Raw genomic sequence first — 20,261 nt, 5'->3', positions numbered from 1 at the left:
CCTACCGTGGGCGTCCATCGCCGACCTTACTGCAAAGTTGCGAGCGGCGCAGACTGTCCAGATAAGGCGACCAGTTCCTCCTTTCCATAAGTGACCGAACCGAAACTGCCGGTCTGGTCGCGATTGAACCGGGACTTGCCGCCACTCCAGTGACCAAGCTCATGAAAAGCCGTCCGGTGCCAGTTGACCGGATCATGAAAATCGTCAGGCCGCGGCACCTGCACATAATCGTGCCGGGGTGAGTAATAGGCCGATGGACCGCCGATGCGGAAGTCTGCACCGGTCGCTTCGATCAGCCCCTCGGCCTGCGGGAGGATCAGTCCTTCTGGGATCGGCGGCGGCGGCTCGCAGATGCGTTCGGGCAATCCCTCGCACTGCTCGACCGAGAAGACGGTGAACCATTTGAGGAAGGGAATGCCGCCCGACGGCTCGTGGCCCTCATTGTCGGCACGGCGGCGCTCCTCCTTCGGAATGAAACGACGGGTGTAGATGACGCCCACGCCCTGTTCGCCGCGCCGAACGTGACCGCCGAGTGCCAGCGCTTGCCGGAAGGTCAAGAAGGCATGGGAGGAAAAGCCGCGCGAGACGATGGCGTCCCAGAGCGTAAGCACGTTGATGCCGCTGTAACGCCGATTGCTGACGGCATTATAGGGCATGCCGATGCTCGCGGCGGCCGAACCCCAGGGCTGGACCCAGGGGACGCGGCCGGCTTCCAATTCGGCGATGATACGGTTGGTGATCTGTTCGTAGAGATTGGTCCGCGCGCTCGCGGAACGGTGGGTGCATGCATGTGCCATCGCTTGGGTCTCCGCGACGGATCGGTCCCGAGCCTCTCTCGTGACACTCAATCCGTCACGGCCAACCGGCAGCACTCTCACTCTTGAAGGGGCGTTACGGGGCGCAGCCCCGTAGAAGGGGTCGTTTGAGATTCGCGAAGCGAAGCTCAAACGCAGGGGAAGACGTTCCCCTCCGTTCCGCGCCACAATGGCAGCAAGATTCCGGGTCTACCCAGTCGCGGTGGTGAACTGGTGGTGAACTGGAATAAATCGGACTATTCGCCGACCGAGTTCTCGCCCCAGAAACCATTGATTTCACGATGATTTCTGGAGCGGGCGAAGGGATTCGAACCCTCGACCCCAACCTTGGCAAGGTTGTGCTCTACCCCTGAGCTACGCCCGCTCGGCGGCCACATGGCGCTGGGCCGGGTGGCAGGTGAGGCGCGGGAACTAGCATCGGTTTTTTGTATCGGCAAGTCCCTTTCGCCGCTTTCGTGAAACAATATTGGCGTTATGGTTGCGCAGCGGGGGTAATGCCCCACATTATGTGCTATTCAAAACGGACAAGCAGGAGACCTTAATTGGCGACGTTGGGATTGAGTGAGGCGGAAAAGGCTGAGGTGGAGGTGTTCCGGCGCGACGTTGTCGAACCTTCGATGACGCAATTGATCATTGTGGATTTCTGGGCGGAATGGTGCGGGCCATGTAAACAACTGGCTCCTGTTCTGGACAAGATTGCGGCTGATTATGCCGACAAGGGCGTGAAACTGGTCAAGGTGGATGTCGATGAAAATAAATTCATCGCCAGCCAGTTTCGTGTGCAGTCCATCCCCACCGTCTATGCTGTTTTTCAGGGTCAGCCGGTCGCCGACCTGACGCCCGCCCGTACCGAGGCGCAATATAAGCAGATGCTTGATCAGCTTTTGGCGAAATTACCCATCGAGTCGCACGAAAAGGATGTGGCGCAGGATATAGCGCCGCTGCTCGCCATGGGCGAAGAGGCACTGGCGGGCGGGGATGCGCAGCGTGCGTTGAGTATTTTTACCCAGATTATCGACATAGCCCCGGACAGTGCGGATGCGCTGGCGGGCCAGTTGCGGGCGCTGATCGCCATGGGTGAGACCGGGGAAGCCGAGGCCATTTACGCCGGCCTGTCCGAAGAGCTGGCCAAAACGCCTGCCATGACGCGAGTTCGTTCGGCACTGGATCTGGCGCAACAGGCAGTGCCGGTCGATAATCTGGATGCCTTGCAGCGCAAGGTTGATGAAAACCCCGACGATCATCAGGCACGCTTTGAACTGGCGGGCGGTTTGATGGCGCAGCACGACAATGATGGTGTGGCCGATGCCTTGTTGGAGATCATTCGGCGCGACCGGGACTGGAACGATGGCGCCGCTCGCACCCAACTGTTGAAGCTGTTCGAAGTCGTTGGTCTGGAAGATGCGTGGGTTTCGGCTCAGCGTCGTCGCCTGTCGGCAATATTGTTCGGTTGAAATGGCAATTCAGCGCATTTCCATCTTTCCTCTTGCCGGGGCGCTGCTGTTTCCGGGCATGCATTTGCCGCTTCACATTTTCGAGCCACGCTATCGTGCATTGGTGAGCGACGCCATGGCGCGGGACCGACGCATCGGTATGATCCAGCCGCGGGAGCAAGGGCTGTTACCGCCTCTTTATAATATGGGTTGTCTTGGCCGCATCGCCGATGTCGAGGCGCTGGAGGACGGGCGGTACAATATTGTGCTGGAGGGCATCTCCCGCTTTCGCGTTTGCAGGGAACTCGACGTGACAACTGCCTTTCGCCAGATCGAGGCGGAAATTGAAGATGACCCTTCTGACGACGACATATTGGCAAGCGTGGAGCGTGCGGCACTGGAACGGGAATCGCGGCGTTTTGCCGAGGTGCAGGGCTATGCGGTCGACTGGACCGCTGTGTCGAAGCTGGACGACGCGGCTCTGGTCAATGGCATTGCCCAGATTGCGCCATTCGATGCCGCAGCCAAACAGGCGTTGCTGGAGGCCGAATGCCTTAATGACCGGGCCGAGCTGATCATTCAGCTGATGCAGTTCTTCGCGCGCCACGACGGCGATGACCGGGCGACGCTGCAATGACAGGGTTTGACCCTGCACTGCTTGAAATATTGGTGTGTCCACTGACACGCGGACCGCTGCGCTATGACGAAGAGGCGCGGGAACTGATTTCCGAACAGGCAGGGCTCGCCTATCCCCTACGTGACGGCGTGCCGGTGATGCTGGTGGACGAGGCGCGGAGGCTGAACGACCGGCGCGCCTGATGCGCCTTTGTTATAAAGCGGCTTCGATTGCCTCGACAACAACATCCGCATCGGGTGCGACGTCGGGTGCAAAACGTGTAATCACTTTGCCGTCCCGGCCAATCAGGAATTTTTCGAAATTCCAGGTAATCTCGGGAGCGGGATTGGGTGTTATGCCGTGGCCGGATAGTTTCTGGCGCATCGCTTCGCCGCCATCGGGTTGAGCCGGCGGAGCGGCTTCGATCAGCGCCGCGTATAAGGGGTGTTTGTCATCGCCTGCGACGCTGATTTTCGACAACATTGGAAATGTGACGCCATAATTCACGCTGCAAAAGCTGGCGATGTCGCCGTCCGTGCCTGGCTCCTGTCCAGCAAAATTATTGGCTGGAAAACCAAGCACCGTGAAATCCCGATCCTGATATTCTTCATAAAGCCCTTGCAGCGCCTCATATTGGGGCGTCAGTCCGCATTTGGAGGCGGTATTGACGATCAGCGCGACCTTTCCACTGTAATCGGCCAGTGAGGCCTTTTGGCCGTTGATCGTCGTGAATGCTATGTCCGTGAGTTCAGTCATTTCGGTGATCCTCCCATAAAGACGCTTATAGTTCCATGCCCTGCAGCAATTTGGGTCTGTCGCCCGACTCGCCGCGCGCTTCGCTCATGATGCGGTCCTTGAGCGGCGGCAGCTTGCCGATCATGCTCATGCCCAGGCGGCGGGCGGCGGAGGCTGTCTTTCCCCGCAGGCCAAACAGGCGGATGGTGCTGTCGCTGACTCCTGCAACCATCAGGTTGTCCAAGCTTCGCCAGCGATCATAGCGTTTGAGCAGTTGCGCGTCACCCGGATCGAGGCCGAGCCGCATTCCGTCCACCAGCACTTCTGTCAGTGCTGCGACATCGCGGAAGCCGAGGTTCAAACCCTGTCCGGCGACCGGATGGATGCCATGTCCCGAATCACCCACCAGCGCCAACCGGGTGTCAACGACGCGGGCGCTGTGATGGAAGCCCAGGGGATAGCTGGACCGTGGTGCGGCAAAGCTGATTTCCCCTAGAAAACCACCAATGCGCTTTTGCATTTCGGCCAGCAATGCACGCTCGTTCAGTGCCAGCAGAGCTGGCGCGCGCTTTTTGGGCACTGTCCAGACAATCGCCGAACGGTTACCCGGCAGCATCGGCAACAGCGCGAATGGGCCGTCGGGGTAGAATATCTCGTAGGCGACATTATCGTGGGGCTTTTCGTGACGGATCGCGGTGACGATAGCAACTTCGTCATAGGTCCAGCGGGCAGCATTGATGTGCGCCGCATCACGCGTGGGTGAATGGCGTCCTTCCGCCGCGACCAGCAGGCCGGCCGACAGCGCCGTTCCATCCTCCAGCACGACTCGCACGCCGTCGCTGTTCCGATCGACGTGTGCCGCCCTTCCGGGAATGTGCAGGTCGAGCTTTTTGGCGGTGCGCGATGCCGCTTGCAGGGCAAGGCGCAACTCACGGTTTTCGAACATGATGCCCAACGGGTCATCATCTTCGCCCGGTGTGAAATCCAGTGTGCCAGGGGCAAGGCCGTCGCTGACCCAGATTTTGCGGATGGGGCAACCTTTGCCGCTGAGATGCTGGCCCACGCCAATGGCTTCGAGCAGACGGTAACTGGAACTGGAAATGGCCGACACCCGGCCATCGAAATCGGTGGCGATAGTCTTTTGGGTGTCAACCGGATCAACGACCGCGCAACGAACGCCATGCGCATCAAGCGCCAGCGCGAGCGTCATGCCCGTCAAGCCGCCGCCTAATATGATAACATCGCTGTGTGGCATGGCTGCTTTTATCCCGTCTTCCGACTATCCCTGCTTCCATTTAGAGATATGGGAGGGAGAAGGAAAGCAGATCAGCGACGCCGCGAATCATCATCCTTCGTGGCTACGCCTACAACGGCGCCACCCGCTGCACCAACGACTGCGCCGGTAACCGGACTGCCGCTGATGACTTCCCCTGCCACCGCGCCCGCACCCGCGCCGATCAAAGCGCTGTCACCGACACGGCTGCCCGTGCAGCCGGCTAAAAGAAGTGCGGTTCCAGTGGCGAGGCAAGCCAGAGTAGTTCGAGACATGCAACCCTCCTTGGGCTTGTTGTACTATGTTGGAATAACCTTTCGACCCGTCATCCGTTCCATGCTTTGTGGCCAATGGTCGCCTTCGATCGTGGGAATGCGGTGTTTCGTCGCTATTGCGTGCTGCCTGAGGAAAACCTACGATGTCCTTCGGATCGCACCGATAACAGGAATGGGCCATGGGCATGCTGACATCGCGCAGCTATCCGCCGTCGGCGGCGTTGGCTCCATATATTGCACGACATTATATTTTTTCAGCGGCGCTTCCGGATGATTTTGAACTGGTGGACCAGCTTTTGGCGGAAAACGCCTTTGTCCGGATTTTGCAGAGGGGGGACTGGGCCGCTGAAGTCGAGCCGGGCGTTTGGCGCGATGGGCGTAAGGTCGTTTTTTTTGGTGCCAGCAGCAAACCTTTGCGGGTGCGTGTCAGAGGCGCATTCCGGATCATTGGCGTCGCATTTCGTCCCTGCGGCTGGAGAGGCCTGTTCCGTCGACCGGCCAGTGAATTTGCGGATCGGATGCTGCCTCTTGCAGACATATGGGGTGATGCGGCAGATCGCTTGTACGATAATGTAGCCAGGCTAACCGAAGATGCCGACATTGTTGCTGCGGTCGAGACGGAACTGTTAAGGCGACTGGATTATATCGGCACGAGACATATTGACCGGGCGATGGCCGTATTTGAATTCATCGCCCGTCATGACAGCAAGCGGCAGGTACAGGATGTGGCCGCACAACTTGGCTTGTCGGAACGGCAGTTCGAGCGGCAGTGCCTGACCGGCTTTGGCCTTACACCAAAACTGATCCTCCGACGGAGCCGCTTCCTGGATATGGCCACGGCTATACGTGGGCTGGGCGATCCAAGCGATGACGAGTTGGCCGCACTACGTTATTTCGATCAGTCGCACCGCAACCGTGAATTCCGGTACTTCATTGGAATGACGCCTCAGCAATTCGCCCATACGCCGACGCCGCTGTTCACTGCGGGCCTGCAATTCCGGCTTGAAAGAAAAATCGGCCCAAGGGACGATTGGACAGAAAATATCGCATAAGCGGCGCATGGCAGATAGGAGACAAGAATGTTCGTTGCGGTCTATTGGTGGCGGGTACACCCGGGCAAGGAAGAACAATTTCGTGAGGCTTGGCGGCGCGGGACGGCGGAGATCACGCGAATATATGGCTCCTATGGCTCGCGCCTGCACCAAAATGCCGACGGTCGCTTTGTTGGATATGCCGAATGGCCCGACGAAGCGACATGGCAAGCGGCTTTTGACCGCAAGATGGTCTATGATGATGAGGAAGCCCGTGCGATGTTCCAGGACGCGGTAGCGGATGGTCCTCCGAACCATGCTCCGATCTTCACCATGACCGTAACGGACGATATGTTGCAGCGCAGTATATCGTCTTCGATGTAGAGATGCAAAATTAATCACCATTTTTCAGGTAGATAAAGCAATTGCATTTTCTGCAATTGCATCGAACATTTTTGCGTTTGCGAATTATGCGGTGTTTCGCCATTTGAGGCGAACCAGAAGAAATATGTGCAGGAGGTTTATATGAGTATCGCCCAATATGGTGGGGTGGGACTGATTGCCGTTGCGGTCAATATATTGACCTATACGACTGTCCTGTTCGCCTGAACATGAAAAACCGCCCCTCGGTATATATCCGGTGGGCGGTTTTCATTTTATGGGTTTTGCCGTTTATATCAAAATCCCGCGATTTGCACCCGCTGGTACTCTATGCCTGTGCATATGACAGATCCTGATCTGCTTTTCGTTTATGGCTCGCTTCGGCGCAGTAGCGATCATCCGATGGCGGCGACACTCGCCAGCGGCGCTGATTACGTGGGAACGGCCACGACACAAGGCGCATTGTACCGGATTGACTGGTATCCTGGGTTAGTGCGGACGGATGACCCTGGCAGCGTAGTCAACGGCGATCTTTTCCATCTCCATTCGCCGGAAAATCTATTGCCTCTGCTCGACGATTATGAAGAATGCACGAACCGCTTTCCGCAGCCCCATGAATATCGCCGGGAAGTGACGATGGTGCGATGCAATGGCATGAATTTGTCAGCTTGGGCTTACTATTATAATCATCCAGTCACATCAGATATGACGCTGATTTGGCACAACGTATAAAGCCGGACCATTAAGGCCCGGCTTTACTACGAACGCAGATGTTAACTGAGTCGATTCAGTCTTGCTTAGGCTGTAGATTCACTGCGGCATATTTACCACGCCGGTCAACCTCCAGTTCGAAATCCAGCCGATCTCCTTCATTAAGCCCGCTCATGCCGGCGCGTTCGACGGCGCTGATATGAACAAAGGCGTCAGGCTGACCGTCATCGCGTTGGATGAAACCAAACCCCTTCATGGCATTGAAGAATTTCACTGTCCCGCTGGATTTTTCGCCTGTCAGCTGGCGCTGTGGCGTTGCGCGATCACCGCCAAAGCCGGTGCGATCGCCGCGATCTCGTTGCGCAGGAGGCGAATCAGTGACCGGAAGAGGTTCTCCCTCAATCTTCAGGTCAGTAGCCGAAACCTTGCCGCCCCGGTCCACGAGCGTGAATTCCAGCGGCTGGCCTTCGGCCAGGCCCGTAAGACCAGCCTGTTCAACAGCGCTGATATGCACGAACACATCTTCGCCACCATCGTCACGAACGATGAAGCCAAAGCCCTTTTGGCCATTAAAGAATTTTACAACGCCTTTGCCTTCGCCAACGACCTGTGCAGGCATGCCGCCGCGTGCACCACCGCCGCCACCGCGAGGTGCGCCGCCGAAACCGCCAGCACCACCGCCGAAGCCACCACGATCACCGCCGCCGGCAAAACCGCCACGGTCACCGAAGCCTCCGCCAAAGCCGCCACCGCGATCAGAGCCGCCGCCAAAACGACCGCCGCCTTGTTCCGCGTAACCTCCATAACTTTCGTCGCCGAAACCGTCCCGCTTGTCCTTGCCGCGCCCGCCGCGACGTCCTCTGTCAAAACTCATGCCCTGTTAGTCACTTTCGCTTCGTCCCATCCGATCAGGGCATGTTTGACGGACGAAAGCCACACAATACCCGCCGCAAAAAGATGCAGCACTGGATTCGTTATAGCGGAATTTTCCCTGCCATGCGAACGATTTTACTTGGTTATGGACCGGACTTATAAAAGCAGCGATCTGGGGTCTGGCATCGCTTCTTTTTTCTGTGCTTTCAACAATGAGATAACGGACCGAACCACTACCCAGACACAGACGGCGAGCAGGATCAGAAAGCCGATACCCACGATCATCAGGACGATGCCGACGATGCTGGCGGGCAAGCCAAGCCAAAAGGTGCGAATCTGGAATTCATAGTGGCTCATTTCCCAGGCTGGGCGGTTTTCACCTTTCCAGACATAGGCAAGTATGAGGCCGACAAGAGCACTAATGCCGGTGATAAAGCCGCCCAGATACAACAATGCAACGATGCTGGGACCATTGAAATCGAAACCTGCCGTCCGCTGCGGATCAGTAGTTGCCGGATCGTTCATACCTGCTCCCCCATTTAAATATCTGTCGCCAAAAATTTTGCGGTCATTTGGAACTTGCGACTTTGTAACGCTTTGGGCAAAGAAATTCCATGCCCGAAATGTTCATGATATTCACCGATCCTGCCGTATGGGCCGCCCTTGCCGCTCTCATCGTGATGGAGGTCGTGCTTGGCATCGACAATCTGATTTTCATCTCCATTCTTTCCAATAAACTTCCCGCGCATCAGCAAAGCAAGGCACGACGGCTGGGCATTGCTCTGGCATTGATCCTGCGTCTTGGACTGCTGTCGGGAATCGCCTGGCTTGTGAGCCTGACGGCGCCGCTCTTCGATCTGGGACTGGTTGGCCCTGTTGATGCGCTGAGCGGACACCCCACCTATGAAACCGCTTTTTCGGCGCGTGACCTGATCCTGATAGCCGGTGGTTTGTTTCTGGTGTGGAAGGCCACCAAGGAAATCCATCATAATATGGATGTGGAAGCATCGGGCAATCTGCTGGACAAGAAAGGGCATGCCGCAATCAGCTTTGGATCGGTCATTATCCAGATTTTGTTGCTCGACATGGTCTTTTCGATCGATTCCATCCTGACAGCGGTCGGCATGACGGACCATTTACCGGTCATGGTCATCGCCGTGGTCTTCGCAGTCGGTGTCATGCTGGTTGCCGCTGATCCGCTCGCCCGATTCATCGACCGCAATCCGACTGTGGTGATGTTGGCACTGGGCTTCCTGTTGATGATCGGAGCCGTGTTGATTGCCGATGGCTTTGGCGTGCATGTGCCCAAGGGTTACATATATGCGGCCATGGCTTTTTCGGCCTTTATCGAGATGCTCAATATAGCTGGACGTCGCGCCAGGACAAAAAAGAGTGGGACGGACTCGGTCGAAACGCTGCATTGAGTTGCGGACACGCAGCGCCTAAAGGAATTTCATGACAGTATATTTCCATGAAGAAGATATTCCAGAAGGCGTACTCGCCGATGGTCCGGTTGCCGTCGACACCGAAACCATGGGTCTCCTCACACCGCGCGATCGCTTGTGCGTTGTGCAGATCAGCGACGGTCATGGCGATGAGCATCTGGTGCGTTTTGCGCCGGGAAGTGACTATGCCGCACCGAACCTGAAGAAAATTCTGGGCGATCCCGGGCGGCTTAAGCTTTATCATTTCGGGCGGTTCGATATTGCCGCAATCCAGCATTATCTGGGCGTTCTTGCGGCGCCCGCCTATTGCACCAAGATCGCTTCGCGCCTGATACGGACCTATACCGACCGTCATGGCCTGAAAGAGTTGGTGCGAGAACTGGTTGGGCAGGAAATTTCCAAGCAGCAGCAAAGTTCCGACTGGGGCGCACCGCAGCTGTCAGACGCGCAAAAGGAATATGCCGCGTCCGATGTCCGATACCTCCATTTATTGCGTACTGAGCTGGACCGCCGCCTGGCGCGCGAAGGCCGGACTCAGCTTGCCCAGGCCTGTTTCGATTTTCTGCCCCACCGCGCGCTGCTTGATCTCGCGGGATGGCCGGAAACCGACATATTTGCGCATATATAGGGCTGCCAATGTCCATCCAGGCGGAACGAGAGCGCGGCAAGCGGCATGTATGGGCGGCACCCGGCAGCAGCCATGATCGGGTGATTCGTCCCCTAAAGCGCGTGTTGCCCATTGCCATGGGCATTTTGACAGCCTTTCTCGCCACTGCGCCATTTACGCACACAAGCGACATCAGTTTTGTCCTTGATAAAAACAAGGTCGAGGTCGCACGCGAACGCATGCGGGTCACCGAAGCGCTCTATCGCGGGGAAGACAGCAAGGGACAGCCCTTTTCGCTTCGCGCCGGGTCGGCCGTGCAAAAAAGCTCACGTGAACCGATCGTTGAACTCAATGACATGTCCGCGCGGATTCTGCTGAGCGATGGTCCGGCCTTTCTCAATGCGCAGAAGGGGTTATACGACATGGATGGGGAGAAAGTCATTGTGCAAGGCCCTGTCCAGTTTCAATCGGCAGGTGGCTATCGCCTCACCACCCGCGATGTCGGCATCGATCTGAAAGCGCGCACGATGTTGAGTCAGAGCCGCGTTGATGGCCGCTCGCCCATTGGCACTTTCAGCGGCGACCAGCTCAAGGCGGATTTGCATGACCGCTCGGTGACGCTGGTGGGGCATGCACGCTTGCGCATCGATCAAAATGGCCTCAAAGGGCGGCAACCATGAACAATTTCGCCAGATTCGCGCTTGGTGTCGCTTTGGGAACCGCCATCCTTCCGGGCGCGGTTGCGCCTGCGCAGGTGCTGAAAAATCATGACAGCAATGCTCCGGTAAACTTTTCCGCCGATCGCATAGAGGTGCAGGACCGTGCGGACCGTGTCGTCGTAACGGGCAATGTTCATGTGACCCAGGCGGGGCTCGCACTTGACGCGGCGCGCATGACGGTCGCCTATCGGAATGAAAGTGGGAACGGGGGCATAGAGATTGATCGTATCGATGCCTCAGGCAATGTCGTCGTGACCAAGGGGAACGAAACGGCGCGGGGCAGTGTGGCCATATATGACCTTAACCGGCGGCTTATCACGATGCTGGGCAATGTACAGTTGGTGCAAGGATCGAATCGACTGACCGGCGGGCGATTGGTCATCGATTTGCGCACAGGCCGTTCGACGGTCGATGGACGCGGTGCCGGATCGGGCGTCGATGATAGCGGCGGGCGGGTCACCGGCACCTTCACCGTGCCGCAGCGCGACCAGCAATAACCGCCCCGTTTTTTAACCGGCACGCAAAGTTTTTTTGCATGGGAGGGTTTTCCCATGCACAAAGCTTGCCAAATTGGTAGAGACTGGCTCTGCGTTTACGCATGGTTAACGAAAGGCTGCCAGCACATAGGTAGCTCAAGGATCAGCAATGAACGATATCGGAATAATCGATCGGCCTGAAGCCGCGCTGACATTAGAGGCACAAACCAGCGGCCTTTCGGTCGTGTCGATCGCCAAAAGCTATGACAAGCGCGCGGTGCTGACCGATGTATCGCTGTCGGTGGCGAAGGGCGAGGTGGTTGGCCTGCTGGGTCCCAACGGCGCGGGCAAGACGACCTGTTTCTATTCCATCATGGGCCTGGTGAAGCCTGATTCGGGACGTATCCTGTTGGATGGCGACGATATCACGCCGCTACCGATGTATCGTCGCGCCATACTTGGCCTTGGCTATCTGCCCCAGGAAACCTCCATTTTTCGTGGCATGACGGTGGAACAGAACATCATGGCGGTGCTGGAGCTTGCCGAACCTGAACAGGCCGCGCGCGCCGAACGGCTGGAGGAATTATTGGGTGAATTCGGCATGACGCACCTGCGCGCTGCGCCGGCCATGGCCCTGTCGGGGGGCGAGCGGCGGCGCTGTGAAATTGCGCGGGCGCTGGCCGCAAGTCCTTCGATCATGCTGCTGGACGAACCTTTCGCGGGCATTGATCCTATTTCCATCGCGGATATCCGCGGACTTGTTTGCCAATTGAAGGAGCGGGGCATCGGCGTGCTCATTACCGACCATAATGTTCGCGAAACGCTCGACATCGTGGATCGGGCTTGCATCATTTATGACGGCAAGGTGCTGTTTGCCGGTAATCCGGAGGCGCTGGTCGCCAACGAGGAAGTTCGTCGCCTCTATCTGGGCGAGGGGTTCGAACTGTGAAATGACGCGGGGGCGGGTCATTTTTGTCAAGTCGGAGCGCGTGTAATGGCGCTGGCTCCACGTCTCGACCTGCGGCAAAGCCAATCGCTGGTCATGACGCCGCAATTGCAACAGGCCATTCGCCTGCTTGCGCTGTCGAACCTGGAAATTGAAACCTATATTGCCGAAGAACTGGAAAAAAATCCGCTTTTGGAGGCAACCGACAATGCGCCTGAAGTGCTTGAGCCTGGCGAGGGACATCTCGACCCTTCTGAAACTCGTGCGGATCTTCCCGACAGCGCGGACACCGATGCGCTGCTGAATGGCGGGCATGGCGACACGGATAATCCTCTTGATGTAGATTATGGTGCAGAAACCTTCCACCATGACAGCAAAGCCGACATGCCCGCTGCGCAGGAACGCAGCATTGGGCCTTCGGGGAATGACTATGGCAGCAGCTATAGTGAGGAAGGACCTGATTTCGACAGCTTTTCCGCCCCCGCCATGTCGTTGCACGAACATTTACTGGCCCAGGCGGGGTCGGCTTTGGCAGGACATGCTTTGCTGATCGCCACCCAATTGATCGGACAGATTGACGAGGCGGGTTATCTGGAGGCCAACCTTCTGGAAACCGCTTATCGCCTGAATGCGCCGCTTCATGAAGTGGAAGAGGTTCTGGCGACCGTTCAGACCTTCGATCCGACAGGGGTTGGCGCACGGAATCTTTCCGAATGTCTGGCGCTTCAGGCGAAGGAGGCGGACCGTTACGATCCCGCCATGGCGCGGCTCATCGATAATCTGGAATTACTGGGTCGTGGCGCCTTGCCGCAACTCAAGCGCGTGTGCGGCGTCGATGACGAGGATCTGGCCGACATGATCCGCGAATTGCGCGCTTATGACCCAAAGCCCGGCCTTCAATATGGGGCGGATGTCAGTCAGGCGGTTGTGCCCGACCTGTTCGTTGCCGAACGCAATGATGGCTGGGCCATCGAAATCAACAACGCGACGCTGCCCCGGCTGCTGGTCAACCGCAGCTATTATGTCGAGCTTTCCGGCGGGCAGCATGACAAGACGTCAAAGGCGTGGCTGGCCGACTGTCTGGCAAGCGCAAACTGGTTGATCAAGGCGCTGGATCAGCGGCAGCGGACGATCATCAAGGTCGCCAGCGAAATCGTGAAGCAGCAGGACGACTTCTTTCGTCGGGGCGTCGAATATCTCAAGCCGCTGACCCTGAAAATGGTCGCCGAGGCGATTGAAATGCATGAATCGACCGTCAGCCGGGTCACCAGCAATAAATATCTGTCCTGCCCGCGCGGCCTCTATGAGCTCAAATATTTCTTTACCAGCGGGATTCAGAGCAATGATGGCGGCGAGGCCGTTTCCGCTCAAGCGGTCAAAAGCCATATCAGGACTCTCATCGCCGCTGAAAACCCGAAGAAAATTCTCTCCGATGACACATTGGTGGATATGCTGCGCGACAAGGGTTTTGACATTGCCCGCCGCACTGTCGCCAAATACCGGGAGGCGATGGGCATAGGTTCATCGGTTCAGAGGCGTCGGCAAAAAGCGCTGGAGAATCGCGCGGCTTGATTTACCGCTCTCGTGTCGCGCTGAACCGGATGTCGGGGTTGCGTTCCTGCACATAGCCGACGTCCCAGGCGCTTTTGGCCAGATAGACGGGATTACCATCGCGGTCTTTGGCGAGGTTGGACCGGTTTATGTCGGCAAACGCCTTCATCGTCCCATCGTCCCCACTGATCCAGCGCGCGGTTTCAAAGGGCGCCATTTCCAGCCCCGCATCGACCTTGTATTCAGCCTCCAGCCGGGACAGCAGCACATCGAGTTGCAACTGACCGACGACACCGACAATCCAGTTGGCGCCGATTTCCGGGTAGAAAACCTGTGTCACACCCTCTTCGGCCATATCGTCCAGCGCTTTGCGAAGCTGCTTGGTCTTGGTCGGGTCTTTCAGTGCCACCCGGCGCAGGATTTCCGGTGCGAAATTGGGCAGGCCGGTAAAACGAACATCGGCCTTTTCGGACAGTGTGTCGCCCACACGCAATGTGCCATGATTGGGGATACCAATGATGTCGCCAGGATAGGCTTCATCCGCCAGTTCCCGATTCTGCGCGAAAAAGAGGATCGGGCTATGCACGGCTATCGGTTTGCCATGGCCGCTTGGCGTCAGTTTCATGCCGCGCTTGAATGTGCCGGAACATAGCCGCATGAAGGCGATCCGGTCACGATGCTGCGGGTCCATATTCGCCTGCACTTTGAAGATGAAACCCGTGACATCGCCGCGCGTGGGGTCGACAGCTTCGGGCTCGGCGGGTTGCGGGCGTGGCGGCGGGGCATGCTGGGCGAGCGCATCGATCAACTCGGTCACGCCGAATTTTTTAAGCGCGGACCCAAAATATACCGGCGTCAGGTCGCCATGCCGATAGGCCGCGCCGTCGAATTCGGCATAGCCCGCCTGTGCCAGTTCGGCTTCTTCGCGCAGCCGCTCCAAGCCTTCGTTGGAAAGCGTTTCAGCAAGCGTGGGATCATCCAGACCTGTATATTGGCCAGTCTTGCCCTCGAAATTACGGCTGTCACCGGTCGGCTGCATCAGGCGATTGGTATAGAGATCATAAATCCCTTCAAATTCCCCCCCCATGCCGACGGGCCAGCTCATCGGGCAGACGTCGAGCGCCAATATGTCCGCAACCTCGTCAAGCAACTCGAAGGGCGGTCGGCCCTCCCGATCGACCTTGTTGATGAAGGTGATGATCGGCACGGAGCGCAGGCGGCATACTTCGAACAATTTACGCGTTTGCGGTTCGATGCCTTTGGCGGCGTCAATGACCATGACCGCACTGTCGACAGCGGTCAGCGTGCGATAGGTATCTTCGGAAAAATCCTCGTGTCCCGGTGTATCGAGGAGGTTGAACGTCAGGCCGTCCCGTTCGAAGGTCATGACCGATGAAGTAACGGAAATACCGCGCTGTTGCTCGATCTTCATCCAGTCGGAACGGGCGCGGCGATTTGCCCCGCGCGCCTTCACTTCACCGGCCAGGTGAATAGCGCCGCCTTCCAGCAACAGCTTTTCGGTCAGCGTGGTCTTGCCTGCGTCCGGGTGGGAAATGATGGCGAAGGTACGGCGGGTGAGAATGGTCATGAAGGGGTACTCGTAATTATTTGGTTCCTCATCCCCGCAATGTCCCGCCCAGCTTTTCCGCCGCCTTGACGATGGCGGCGCTGATGGCATTCAGTTCCTCTTCGGTGAAGCTCTTTTCGCCGGGTTGCAGAGTCACTTCGATGGCGAGCGATTTCTGGCCGTCCGGTACGCCCTGCCCGGTGAAAACATCGAACAGGCGCGCATCGACAACGGCTTTCTTGTCGGCATTGCGCATTGCGCGGACAAGCTGATCGGCCTCCAGAGCTTGCGGTACGAGGAACGCGAAATCGCGCTTTACCGATTGCAGCGCGGGCGGCGTGAAGGGGACGCGCATGAAGCCCGTCCGGCGTTTGGCAGGGATGGCGTCAAGGAAAATCTCCGCCACCACAACGCTGCCAGACAGGTCGAATTGTTTCAGCATTTTCGGGTGCAGTACGCCATATTCCGCCAGTATCTTTTTTGGCCCCAGACGCAGCGTACCCGATTGGCCGGGATGATAAGCGGCACTTGCCTCTCCCATCATCTGCAGATTTTCGACGGGCGCGCCTGCGGCAGAGAGCAGGGCGATGGCTTCTGCCTTGGCATCATAGGCATCAAAGGCGGTTGCCTTGCCCGTGGACCAATGACGCGGGCTTTTATCGCCGGCCAGGACGATGCCCACGGTTGCGCGTTCGTCGCTTTCGCCGTTCTGGCCGACAAAGTAGCGCCGCCCAACTTCAAATAGACCGATGGTGGATGCGCCGCGATCAGCATTGCGCCGTGTGGCGGACAACAGACCGGGGAGCAGGGAGGGACGCATGACCTTCATGTCTTCCGAAATCGGGTTGGATAGCACCCACGCGCCGCCGTCAACGGAAGCGGCTTCTTTTTCCGAGACGAACGACCAGTTGACGGCTTCGTTCAGGCCACGCGCGGCGGCGGCACGACGAACGCGGCGTTCTGTCATCTGGTCGAGCGTCGCGGTCGGGCGGGCGACTCCGGGCGCACGGGGCAGGGGCGTGGAAGGCACCTTGTCGATACCGTAAATTCGCACGACTTCCTCGACGATATCGGCGCTGCCTTCGACGTCACGACGCCATGAAGGAACGGAGATTGCCCATATATCAGTGCCTTGTACGTCAAAGCCAAGCTTTTCGAGGATAGCTTTCTGCATGTCGCGATCCACCTCAACCCCAGCAAGGGAGAGGACAGCGGCGGGATCGAATTTGATTGTCCGCGCCTCCAGTGGAGGTTCTCCCGCGCATGTCGGCGCGCTGGCGGTGCCGCCGCAGAGGTCCAGAACCATCTGCGTAGCGATGGACAGGCCATCGTCCAGAAAGGCGGGATCGACGCCGCGCTCGAACCGGCTGCGCGCGTCGGATATAAGGGCGAGTTTCTGCCCGGTCTTCGCAATGGCTTCGGGGATGAAATAAGCACATTCGATCAGCACTTCGCTTGTACCGTCCTGCGCGCCCGAATGTTCGCCGCCCATGATGCCGCCAATATCGTGTATCCTCTCGTCATCGGCGATGACGGTCATGCTGTCGTCCAGCATATAGGTCTTTCCGTTGAGGGCCAGAACCTCTTCGCCGCTTTTCGCCTTGCGCGCGACAAGGCCGCCCGTGAGGCTCGTCTTGTCGTAGACGTGCAGCGGACGACCGAGATCGATCATGATGTAATTGGTGATGTCGACCAGTGCAGAAATCGGTTTCTGCCCGATGGATTTAAGGCGCTTTTGCAACCACTCGGGTGATTGTCCGTTTGTCACGCCTTTCACCGACCGGGCAAAAAAGGCAGGGCAGCCTTCGGGGTCGTCGGTACGCACGTTTGGACCGGGACCATCGCCTTCGATCGCGGGCACATGGAGTGGCTTCAATGCGCCAAGGCCAGCTGCCGCCAGATCACGGGCAATGCCGCGCACGCCCATGCAATCCTGCCGGTTGGGTGTGATGGCTACTTCGATGACGGGATCGTTCAGGCCCGCCCACTCGGCATAAACTTTCCCCACAGGTGCATCGGCAGGCAGTTCGATGATCCCGTCATGGTCTTCGCCCAGTTCCAGTTCGCGGGTCGAACACATCATGCCGTTGGATTCCACGCCCCGAATCGCCGCGACTTTCAATGTGATGCCCGCTCCCGGTACATAGGCGCCCGGCATACCGAACACGCCGACCAGCCCCTCGCGTGCGTTAGGCGCGCCGCAGACGACCTGTTGCGGGCCATCCCCTGCATCGACCGATAATATCTGCAGCTTGTCCGCCTGTGGATGCGGCGCGGCGGAAAGGACGCGGGCGATGCGGAAGGGGGCGAGTTTCTCGGCGGGGTTCTCGACGCCCTCAACCTCGATGCCTATGGCATTCAGTTTTTCGAGGATCTGATCCAAAGGAGCGCCGGTTTCCAGATGCTCCTTAAGCCATGACAGGGTGAATTTCATGCGCCCACTCCCCCCGACAGTGTGGGGACGTCGAGCGCCGAAAATCCGTAGTGGCGCAACCAGCGCAAATCGCCATCAAAGAAGGCGCGCAAATCGTTCATCCCGTATTTCAGCATCGCTAGCCGGTCGACGCCGGTGCCAAAGGCAAAGCCCTGCCATTCCACAGGATCAAGCCCGCAAGCGCGAATGACGTTGGGATGGACCATACCGGAGCCCAGCACCTCCATCCAGCCTTCCGATCCGCCGATGACGCGCTGACCCTTCTCGATGGAATAGCCGACATCGACCTCGACCGATGGCTCGGTGAAGGGGAAGTAACTGGGGCGCAGGCGCAGAACGATGTCGTCACGCTCGAAAAATGCCTTCAGGAAAGTTTCCAGCGTCCATTTGAGGTGGCCAAGGTTGATGCCCTTGTCGATCACCAGCCCCTCGATCTGGTGGAACATCGGCGTATGGGTGGCGTCTGAATCGGATCGATAGACGCGCCCGGGCGCAATGATACGGATCGGCGGTTCCTGGCTGGTCATTGTGCGAATTTGAACCGGCGAGGTATGGGTGCGCAGCAACATGCGATGGCCATCATGCTCATCGGGGAAATAGAAAGTATCGTGCATCGCACGCGCGGGATGTGTTTCGGGGATATTGAGTGCGCTGAAATTATGCCAGTCGTCCTCAATTTCCGGCCCGGTGGCGACTGAAAAACCAAGGTCGGCGAAGATTTCGGCCAGTTCGTCCATCACCTGGCTTACCGGATGCACCGAACCCTGCTGCTCGCGCAGGGTCGGCAGCGTCATGTCGAGCGTTTCGGACGCGAGGCGGGCATCGAGTGCGGCGGCTTCCAATGATTCCTTCTTTTCGGCGATCGCGGCGGTCACGGCTTCGCGCAGGCGGTGAACGTCTGGAGCTTTTTCTTGGCGATCTTCGGGGGATAATGAACCGAGACTTTTCAAAAGTTGTGTGACAGTGCCCGATTTTCCCAACGCATTTACCCGAACGCTTTCCAATTCGGTTACCGAAGAAGTTGAAGAGACTGCTGCCGAATTGGCTTCAGCCCAGGCGTTCAGGGCAACGAGCATTCGATCTCGTGTTCCCGCCTTGATTTCATGCACAAGCTGCTCACCCAAATTGGGATCGAGAATATATGTCGATTTGGATTGATCAGTCATATCTCTTCGTCATTCCCGCGAAGGCGGGAATCCATCTCCCGACCTTGAAATTTGTAATTGCGTCTAGTCGGCACGTCTTGATGGCAAAGGATCAAATCCGAACGTAACAGCTATATCGTCCCAATCAGGATTGTTCTGTTCGATCAAATGGACCTTCCACTGCCGTACCCACTTCTTGATCTGTTTTTCCCGCCCGATCGCACTGACCATCGTTGCGTGCTGTTCGAAGTATATCAGCCGCTTGACGCCGTAGTCTGTCGTGAAGCCGGGAATCAAGCCCAAACGATGTTCATAGACGCGCTTGAGCAGGTTTGAGGTTACGCCAGTGTAAAGTGTTCCGTTCTTGTGGCTAGCCATGATGTAGATGGTTGGCTGGAAATCTTCCCGCATAGGCGACCTCGGGAGATGGATTCCCGCCTTCGCGGGAATGACGAAATGGGGGTCGGTAAAACAAGAAAAAAGGTGCCGAAGCATTGCCGCGGCACCCTTTTCATTTTGTCAGCTATCGCTGGCTTATGCTTTCGGCAGGGCTGCCTGGGCCTGAGCAACGATGGCTTTAAAGGCATCGCCTTCGTGCATTGCGATGTCAGCTAGGACCTTCCGGTCGAGTTCGACACCAGCGAGCTTCAGTCCGTGCATGAACTGGCCATAGGTCAGGCCTTCCATGCGGACTGCGGCGTTGATGCGCTGAATCCAGAGCGCACGGAAATTGCGCTTCTTTACCTTGCGGTCGCGGTAGGCGTATTGGCCCGCCTTTTCGACTGCCTGACGGGCGATCCGGATGGTATTCTTGCGGCGGCCATAATAGCCCTTTGCCTGTTCAAGAATATTCTTGTGCTTGGCGCGGGTGGTAACACCCCGTTTGACGCGTGCCATGTCCTAATGCTCCTTATTTCAGGCCATAGGGCGCCCAGAGGCGCACATGGGCAACGTCAGCGTCCGAAAGCACTTTGGTGCCGCGGTTCTGGCGAATATATTTGGCGTTGTGGCTGATCAAACGGTGGCGCTTGCCAGCGACGCCGTGCTTGACCTTGCCGGTCGCGGTGAATTTGAAGCGTTTCTTCACACCGCTCTTGGTCTTGAGCTTGGGCATTTTCGTCTCCTTGGTCTGACGATTGTGGACGGACTCGGCAGCCCTACTGGCCGGACCATCCCTTCAGAATCCTGTAGATTTCTCTCAGGAAGGCGCGCCTATAGGTGGGATGGC

At 57.8% G+C, this 20,261-nt stretch carries 24 protein-coding genes and 1 tRNA gene; 12 read left to right on the top strand and 13 right to left on the bottom strand.

Going from position 1 to position 20,261, the window contains the following annotated elements:
* Window positions 1–26: 26 nt before the first annotated feature.
* Entirely contained in the window at window positions 27–797 is a 771-nt protein-coding gene (locus tag L3X40_RS13555; protein ID WP_237366098.1) for an ArdC family protein, read from the bottom strand.
* 307 nt (window positions 798–1,104) lie between these two features.
* A tRNA-Gly gene (locus tag L3X40_RS13550) sits at window positions 1,105–1,179 on the bottom strand.
* A gap of 178 nt (window positions 1,180–1,357) precedes the next feature.
* On the opposite strand from L3X40_RS13550, the gene L3X40_RS13545 reads away from it, so the two are divergent.
* From L3X40_RS13545 to L3X40_RS13535, 3 genes are read left to right on the top strand one after another with little or no spacing between them, the layout of a single operon-like run.
* Window positions 1,358–2,269: a tetratricopeptide repeat protein gene (locus L3X40_RS13545; RefSeq protein WP_237366097.1), complete on the top strand. Its 912-nt coding sequence runs from the start codon at window positions 1,358–1,360 to the stop codon at window positions 2,267–2,269.
* Between the two features lies 1 nt (window position 2,270).
* Window positions 2,271–2,885 carry an LON peptidase substrate-binding domain-containing protein gene (locus L3X40_RS13540; RefSeq protein WP_237366096.1) on the top strand — a complete coding sequence of 205 codons (615 nt, stop codon included), beginning with the start codon at window positions 2,271–2,273 and terminating at the stop codon, window positions 2,883–2,885.
* A complete protein-coding gene (locus L3X40_RS13535; protein WP_237366095.1) occupies window positions 2,882–3,067 on the top strand; it encodes a Trm112 family protein in 186 nt (61 codons plus the stop codon). The genes L3X40_RS13540 and L3X40_RS13535 overlap by 4 nt, the downstream gene beginning before the upstream one ends.
* Window positions 3,068–3,077: 10 nt before the next feature.
* Here the strand turns inward: L3X40_RS13535 and L3X40_RS13530 are convergent, their stop codons facing one another.
* The 3 genes from L3X40_RS13530 to L3X40_RS13520 form a co-directional block, all read right to left on the bottom strand.
* Window positions 3,078–3,620 carry a glutathione peroxidase gene (locus L3X40_RS13530; RefSeq protein ID WP_237366094.1) on the bottom strand — a complete coding sequence of 181 codons (543 nt, stop codon included), beginning with the start codon at window positions 3,618–3,620 and terminating at the stop codon, window positions 3,078–3,080.
* A 25-nt stretch (window positions 3,621–3,645) separates the two neighbouring features.
* Window positions 3,646–4,854, bottom strand: coding sequence for a UbiH/UbiF/VisC/COQ6 family ubiquinone biosynthesis hydroxylase (locus L3X40_RS13525; RefSeq protein WP_237366093.1), 1,209 nt, complete (start codon window positions 4,852–4,854; stop codon window positions 3,646–3,648).
* 71 nt (window positions 4,855–4,925) lie between these two features.
* Complete coding sequence (locus tag L3X40_RS13520) at window positions 4,926–5,147, bottom strand: YMGG-like glycine zipper-containing protein (RefSeq protein WP_237366092.1); 222 nt, start codon at window positions 5,145–5,147, stop codon at window positions 4,926–4,928.
* A gap of 179 nt (window positions 5,148–5,326) precedes the next feature.
* On the opposite strand from L3X40_RS13520, the gene L3X40_RS13515 reads away from it, so the two are divergent.
* The 3 genes from L3X40_RS13515 to L3X40_RS13505 all read left to right on the top strand — a co-directional run bounded on the left by L3X40_RS13515 (window position 5,327) and on the right by L3X40_RS13505 (window position 7,291).
* Window positions 5,327–6,199, top strand: a complete 873-nt coding sequence (locus L3X40_RS13515; protein ID WP_237366091.1) for a DUF6597 domain-containing transcriptional factor — start codon at window positions 5,327–5,329, stop codon at window positions 6,197–6,199.
* A 27-nt stretch (window positions 6,200–6,226) separates the two neighbouring features.
* Window positions 6,227–6,562 (top strand): antibiotic biosynthesis monooxygenase family protein, encoded by a 336-nt coding sequence (locus L3X40_RS13510; RefSeq protein ID WP_237366090.1) that lies wholly within the window; start codon window positions 6,227–6,229, stop codon window positions 6,560–6,562.
* Window positions 6,563–6,901: 339 nt separating this feature from the next.
* Complete coding sequence (locus L3X40_RS13505) at window positions 6,902–7,291, top strand: gamma-glutamylcyclotransferase family protein (RefSeq protein WP_237366089.1); 390 nt, start codon at window positions 6,902–6,904, stop codon at window positions 7,289–7,291.
* A gap of 55 nt (window positions 7,292–7,346) precedes the next feature.
* Here the strand turns inward: L3X40_RS13505 and L3X40_RS22340 are convergent, their stop codons facing one another.
* Both L3X40_RS22340 and L3X40_RS13490 read right to left on the bottom strand, forming a co-directional pair.
* Complete coding sequence (locus tag L3X40_RS22340) at window positions 7,347–8,144, bottom strand: cold-shock protein (protein ID WP_272907952.1); 798 nt, start codon at window positions 8,142–8,144, stop codon at window positions 7,347–7,349.
* Between the two features lie 155 nt (window positions 8,145–8,299).
* The gene (locus L3X40_RS13490) at window positions 8,300–8,668 is read right to left on the bottom strand and encodes a DUF4870 family protein (RefSeq protein ID WP_237366088.1); all 369 of its coding nucleotides are present in this window, start codon (window positions 8,666–8,668) and stop codon (window positions 8,300–8,302) included.
* Window positions 8,669–8,757: 89 nt separating this feature from the next.
* On the opposite strand from L3X40_RS13490, the gene L3X40_RS13485 reads away from it, so the two are divergent.
* The 6 genes from L3X40_RS13485 (at window position 8,758) to rpoN (ending at window position 13,908) form a co-directional block, all read left to right on the top strand.
* Complete coding sequence (locus L3X40_RS13485) at window positions 8,758–9,567, top strand: TerC family protein (RefSeq protein WP_237366087.1); 810 nt, start codon at window positions 8,758–8,760, stop codon at window positions 9,565–9,567.
* A gap of 31 nt (window positions 9,568–9,598) precedes the next feature.
* A complete protein-coding gene (locus L3X40_RS13480; RefSeq protein WP_237366086.1) occupies window positions 9,599–10,216 on the top strand; it encodes a ribonuclease D in 618 nt (205 codons plus the stop codon).
* An 8-nt stretch (window positions 10,217–10,224) separates the two neighbouring features.
* The gene (gene lptC, locus L3X40_RS13475; RefSeq protein WP_237366085.1) at window positions 10,225–10,875 is read left to right on the top strand and encodes an LPS export ABC transporter periplasmic protein LptC; all 651 of its coding nucleotides are present in this window, start codon (window positions 10,225–10,227) and stop codon (window positions 10,873–10,875) included.
* The gene (locus tag L3X40_RS13470; protein WP_237366084.1) at window positions 10,872–11,411 is read left to right on the top strand and encodes an LptA/OstA family protein; all 540 of its coding nucleotides are present in this window, start codon (window positions 10,872–10,874) and stop codon (window positions 11,409–11,411) included. Before lptC ends, L3X40_RS13470 begins: the two co-directional genes overlap by 4 nt.
* A gap of 148 nt (window positions 11,412–11,559) precedes the next feature.
* On the top strand, window positions 11,560–12,339 hold the full coding sequence (gene lptB, locus L3X40_RS13465; RefSeq protein ID WP_237366083.1) for an LPS export ABC transporter ATP-binding protein: 780 nt from the start codon (window positions 11,560–11,562) through the stop codon (window positions 12,337–12,339).
* A 45-nt stretch (window positions 12,340–12,384) separates the two neighbouring features.
* Window positions 12,385–13,908: an RNA polymerase factor sigma-54 gene (gene rpoN / locus L3X40_RS13460; protein WP_237366082.1), complete on the top strand. Its 1,524-nt coding sequence runs from the start codon at window positions 12,385–12,387 to the stop codon at window positions 13,906–13,908.
* A 1-nt stretch (window position 13,909) separates the two neighbouring features.
* Here the strand turns inward: rpoN and L3X40_RS13455 are convergent, their stop codons facing one another.
* The 6 genes from L3X40_RS13455 to rpmI all read right to left on the bottom strand — a co-directional run bounded on the left by L3X40_RS13455 (window position 13,910) and on the right by rpmI (window position 20,147).
* Entirely contained in the window at window positions 13,910–15,475 is a 1,566-nt protein-coding gene (locus L3X40_RS13455; protein ID WP_237366081.1) for a peptide chain release factor 3, read from the bottom strand.
* A gap of 28 nt (window positions 15,476–15,503) precedes the next feature.
* Window positions 15,504–17,888, bottom strand: a complete 2,385-nt coding sequence (pheT, locus tag L3X40_RS13450; protein WP_237366080.1) for a phenylalanine--tRNA ligase subunit beta — start codon at window positions 17,886–17,888, stop codon at window positions 15,504–15,506.
* A complete protein-coding gene (gene pheS / locus L3X40_RS13445; RefSeq protein ID WP_445177192.1) occupies window positions 17,885–19,054 on the bottom strand; it encodes a phenylalanine--tRNA ligase subunit alpha in 1,170 nt (389 codons plus the stop codon). The genes pheT and pheS overlap by 4 nt, the downstream gene beginning before the upstream one ends.
* A 63-nt stretch (window positions 19,055–19,117) precedes the next feature.
* Entirely contained in the window at window positions 19,118–19,444 is a 327-nt protein-coding gene (locus L3X40_RS13440; protein ID WP_237366079.1) for a GIY-YIG nuclease family protein, read from the bottom strand.
* Window positions 19,445–19,567: 123 nt separating this feature from the next.
* Window positions 19,568–19,930: a 50S ribosomal protein L20 gene (gene rplT, locus L3X40_RS13435; protein ID WP_237366078.1), complete on the bottom strand. Its 363-nt coding sequence runs from the start codon at window positions 19,928–19,930 to the stop codon at window positions 19,568–19,570.
* Between the two features lie 13 nt (window positions 19,931–19,943).
* Window positions 19,944–20,147, bottom strand: a complete 204-nt coding sequence (gene rpmI, locus L3X40_RS13430) for a 50S ribosomal protein L35 (protein ID WP_237366077.1) — start codon at window positions 20,145–20,147, stop codon at window positions 19,944–19,946.
* Window positions 20,148–20,261: the final 114 nt, after the last annotated feature.

Source organism: Rhizorhapis sp. SPR117, assembly GCF_021742065.1.
Note: the sequence above shows the minus strand (reverse complement) of the source record. Positions and strands in the feature narration are given on the sequence as shown.

Bases quoted from the DNA above. Each gene is read 5' to 3' on its own strand.
- L3X40_RS13555 (WP_237366098.1), bottom strand. From the start codon at position 797: ATGGCACATGCATGCACCCACCGTTCCGCGAGCGCGCGGACCAATCTC.
- L3X40_RS13540 (WP_237366096.1), top strand. From the start codon at position 2,271: ATGGCAATTCAGCGCATTTCCATCTTTCCTCTTGCCGGGGCGCTGCTG.
- L3X40_RS13535 (WP_237366095.1), top strand. From the start codon at position 2,882: ATGACAGGGTTTGACCCTGCACTGCTTGAAATATTGGTGTGTCCACTG.
- L3X40_RS13530 (WP_237366094.1), bottom strand. From the start codon at position 3,620: ATGACTGAACTCACGGACATAGCATTCACGACGATCAACGGCCAAAAG.
- L3X40_RS13525 (WP_237366093.1), bottom strand. From the start codon at position 4,854: ATGCCACACAGCGATGTTATCATATTAGGCGGCGGCTTGACGGGCATG.
- L3X40_RS13520 (WP_237366092.1), bottom strand. From the start codon at position 5,147: ATGTCTCGAACTACTCTGGCTTGCCTCGCCACTGGAACCGCACTTCTT.
- L3X40_RS13515 (WP_237366091.1), top strand. From the start codon at position 5,327: ATGGGCATGCTGACATCGCGCAGCTATCCGCCGTCGGCGGCGTTGGCT.
- L3X40_RS13510 (WP_237366090.1), top strand. From the start codon at position 6,227: ATGTTCGTTGCGGTCTATTGGTGGCGGGTACACCCGGGCAAGGAAGAA.
- L3X40_RS13505 (WP_237366089.1), top strand. From the start codon at position 6,902: ATGACAGATCCTGATCTGCTTTTCGTTTATGGCTCGCTTCGGCGCAGT.
- L3X40_RS22340 (WP_272907952.1), bottom strand. From the start codon at position 8,144: ATGAGTTTTGACAGAGGACGTCGCGGCGGGCGCGGCAAGGACAAGCGG.
- L3X40_RS13490 (WP_237366088.1), bottom strand. From the start codon at position 8,668: ATGAACGATCCGGCAACTACTGATCCGCAGCGGACGGCAGGTTTCGAT.
- L3X40_RS13485 (WP_237366087.1), top strand. From the start codon at position 8,758: ATGCCCGAAATGTTCATGATATTCACCGATCCTGCCGTATGGGCCGCC.
- L3X40_RS13480 (WP_237366086.1), top strand. From the start codon at position 9,599: ATGACAGTATATTTCCATGAAGAAGATATTCCAGAAGGCGTACTCGCC.
- lptC (WP_237366085.1), top strand. From the start codon at position 10,225: ATGTCCATCCAGGCGGAACGAGAGCGCGGCAAGCGGCATGTATGGGCG.
- L3X40_RS13470 (WP_237366084.1), top strand. From the start codon at position 10,872: ATGAACAATTTCGCCAGATTCGCGCTTGGTGTCGCTTTGGGAACCGCC.
- lptB (WP_237366083.1), top strand. From the start codon at position 11,560: ATGAACGATATCGGAATAATCGATCGGCCTGAAGCCGCGCTGACATTA.
- rpoN (WP_237366082.1), top strand. From the start codon at position 12,385: ATGGCGCTGGCTCCACGTCTCGACCTGCGGCAAAGCCAATCGCTGGTC.
- L3X40_RS13455 (WP_237366081.1), bottom strand. From the start codon at position 15,475: ATGACCATTCTCACCCGCCGTACCTTCGCCATCATTTCCCACCCGGAC.
- pheT (WP_237366080.1), bottom strand. From the start codon at position 17,888: ATGAAATTCACCCTGTCATGGCTTAAGGAGCATCTGGAAACCGGCGCT.
- pheS (WP_445177192.1), bottom strand. From the start codon at position 19,054: ATGACTGATCAATCCAAATCGACATATATTCTCGATCCCAATTTGGGT.
- L3X40_RS13440 (WP_237366079.1), bottom strand. From the start codon at position 19,444: ATGCGGGAAGATTTCCAGCCAACCATCTACATCATGGCTAGCCACAAG.
- rplT (WP_237366078.1), bottom strand. From the start codon at position 19,930: ATGGCACGCGTCAAACGGGGTGTTACCACCCGCGCCAAGCACAAGAAT.
- rpmI (WP_237366077.1), bottom strand. From the start codon at position 20,147: ATGCCCAAGCTCAAGACCAAGAGCGGTGTGAAGAAACGCTTCAAATTC.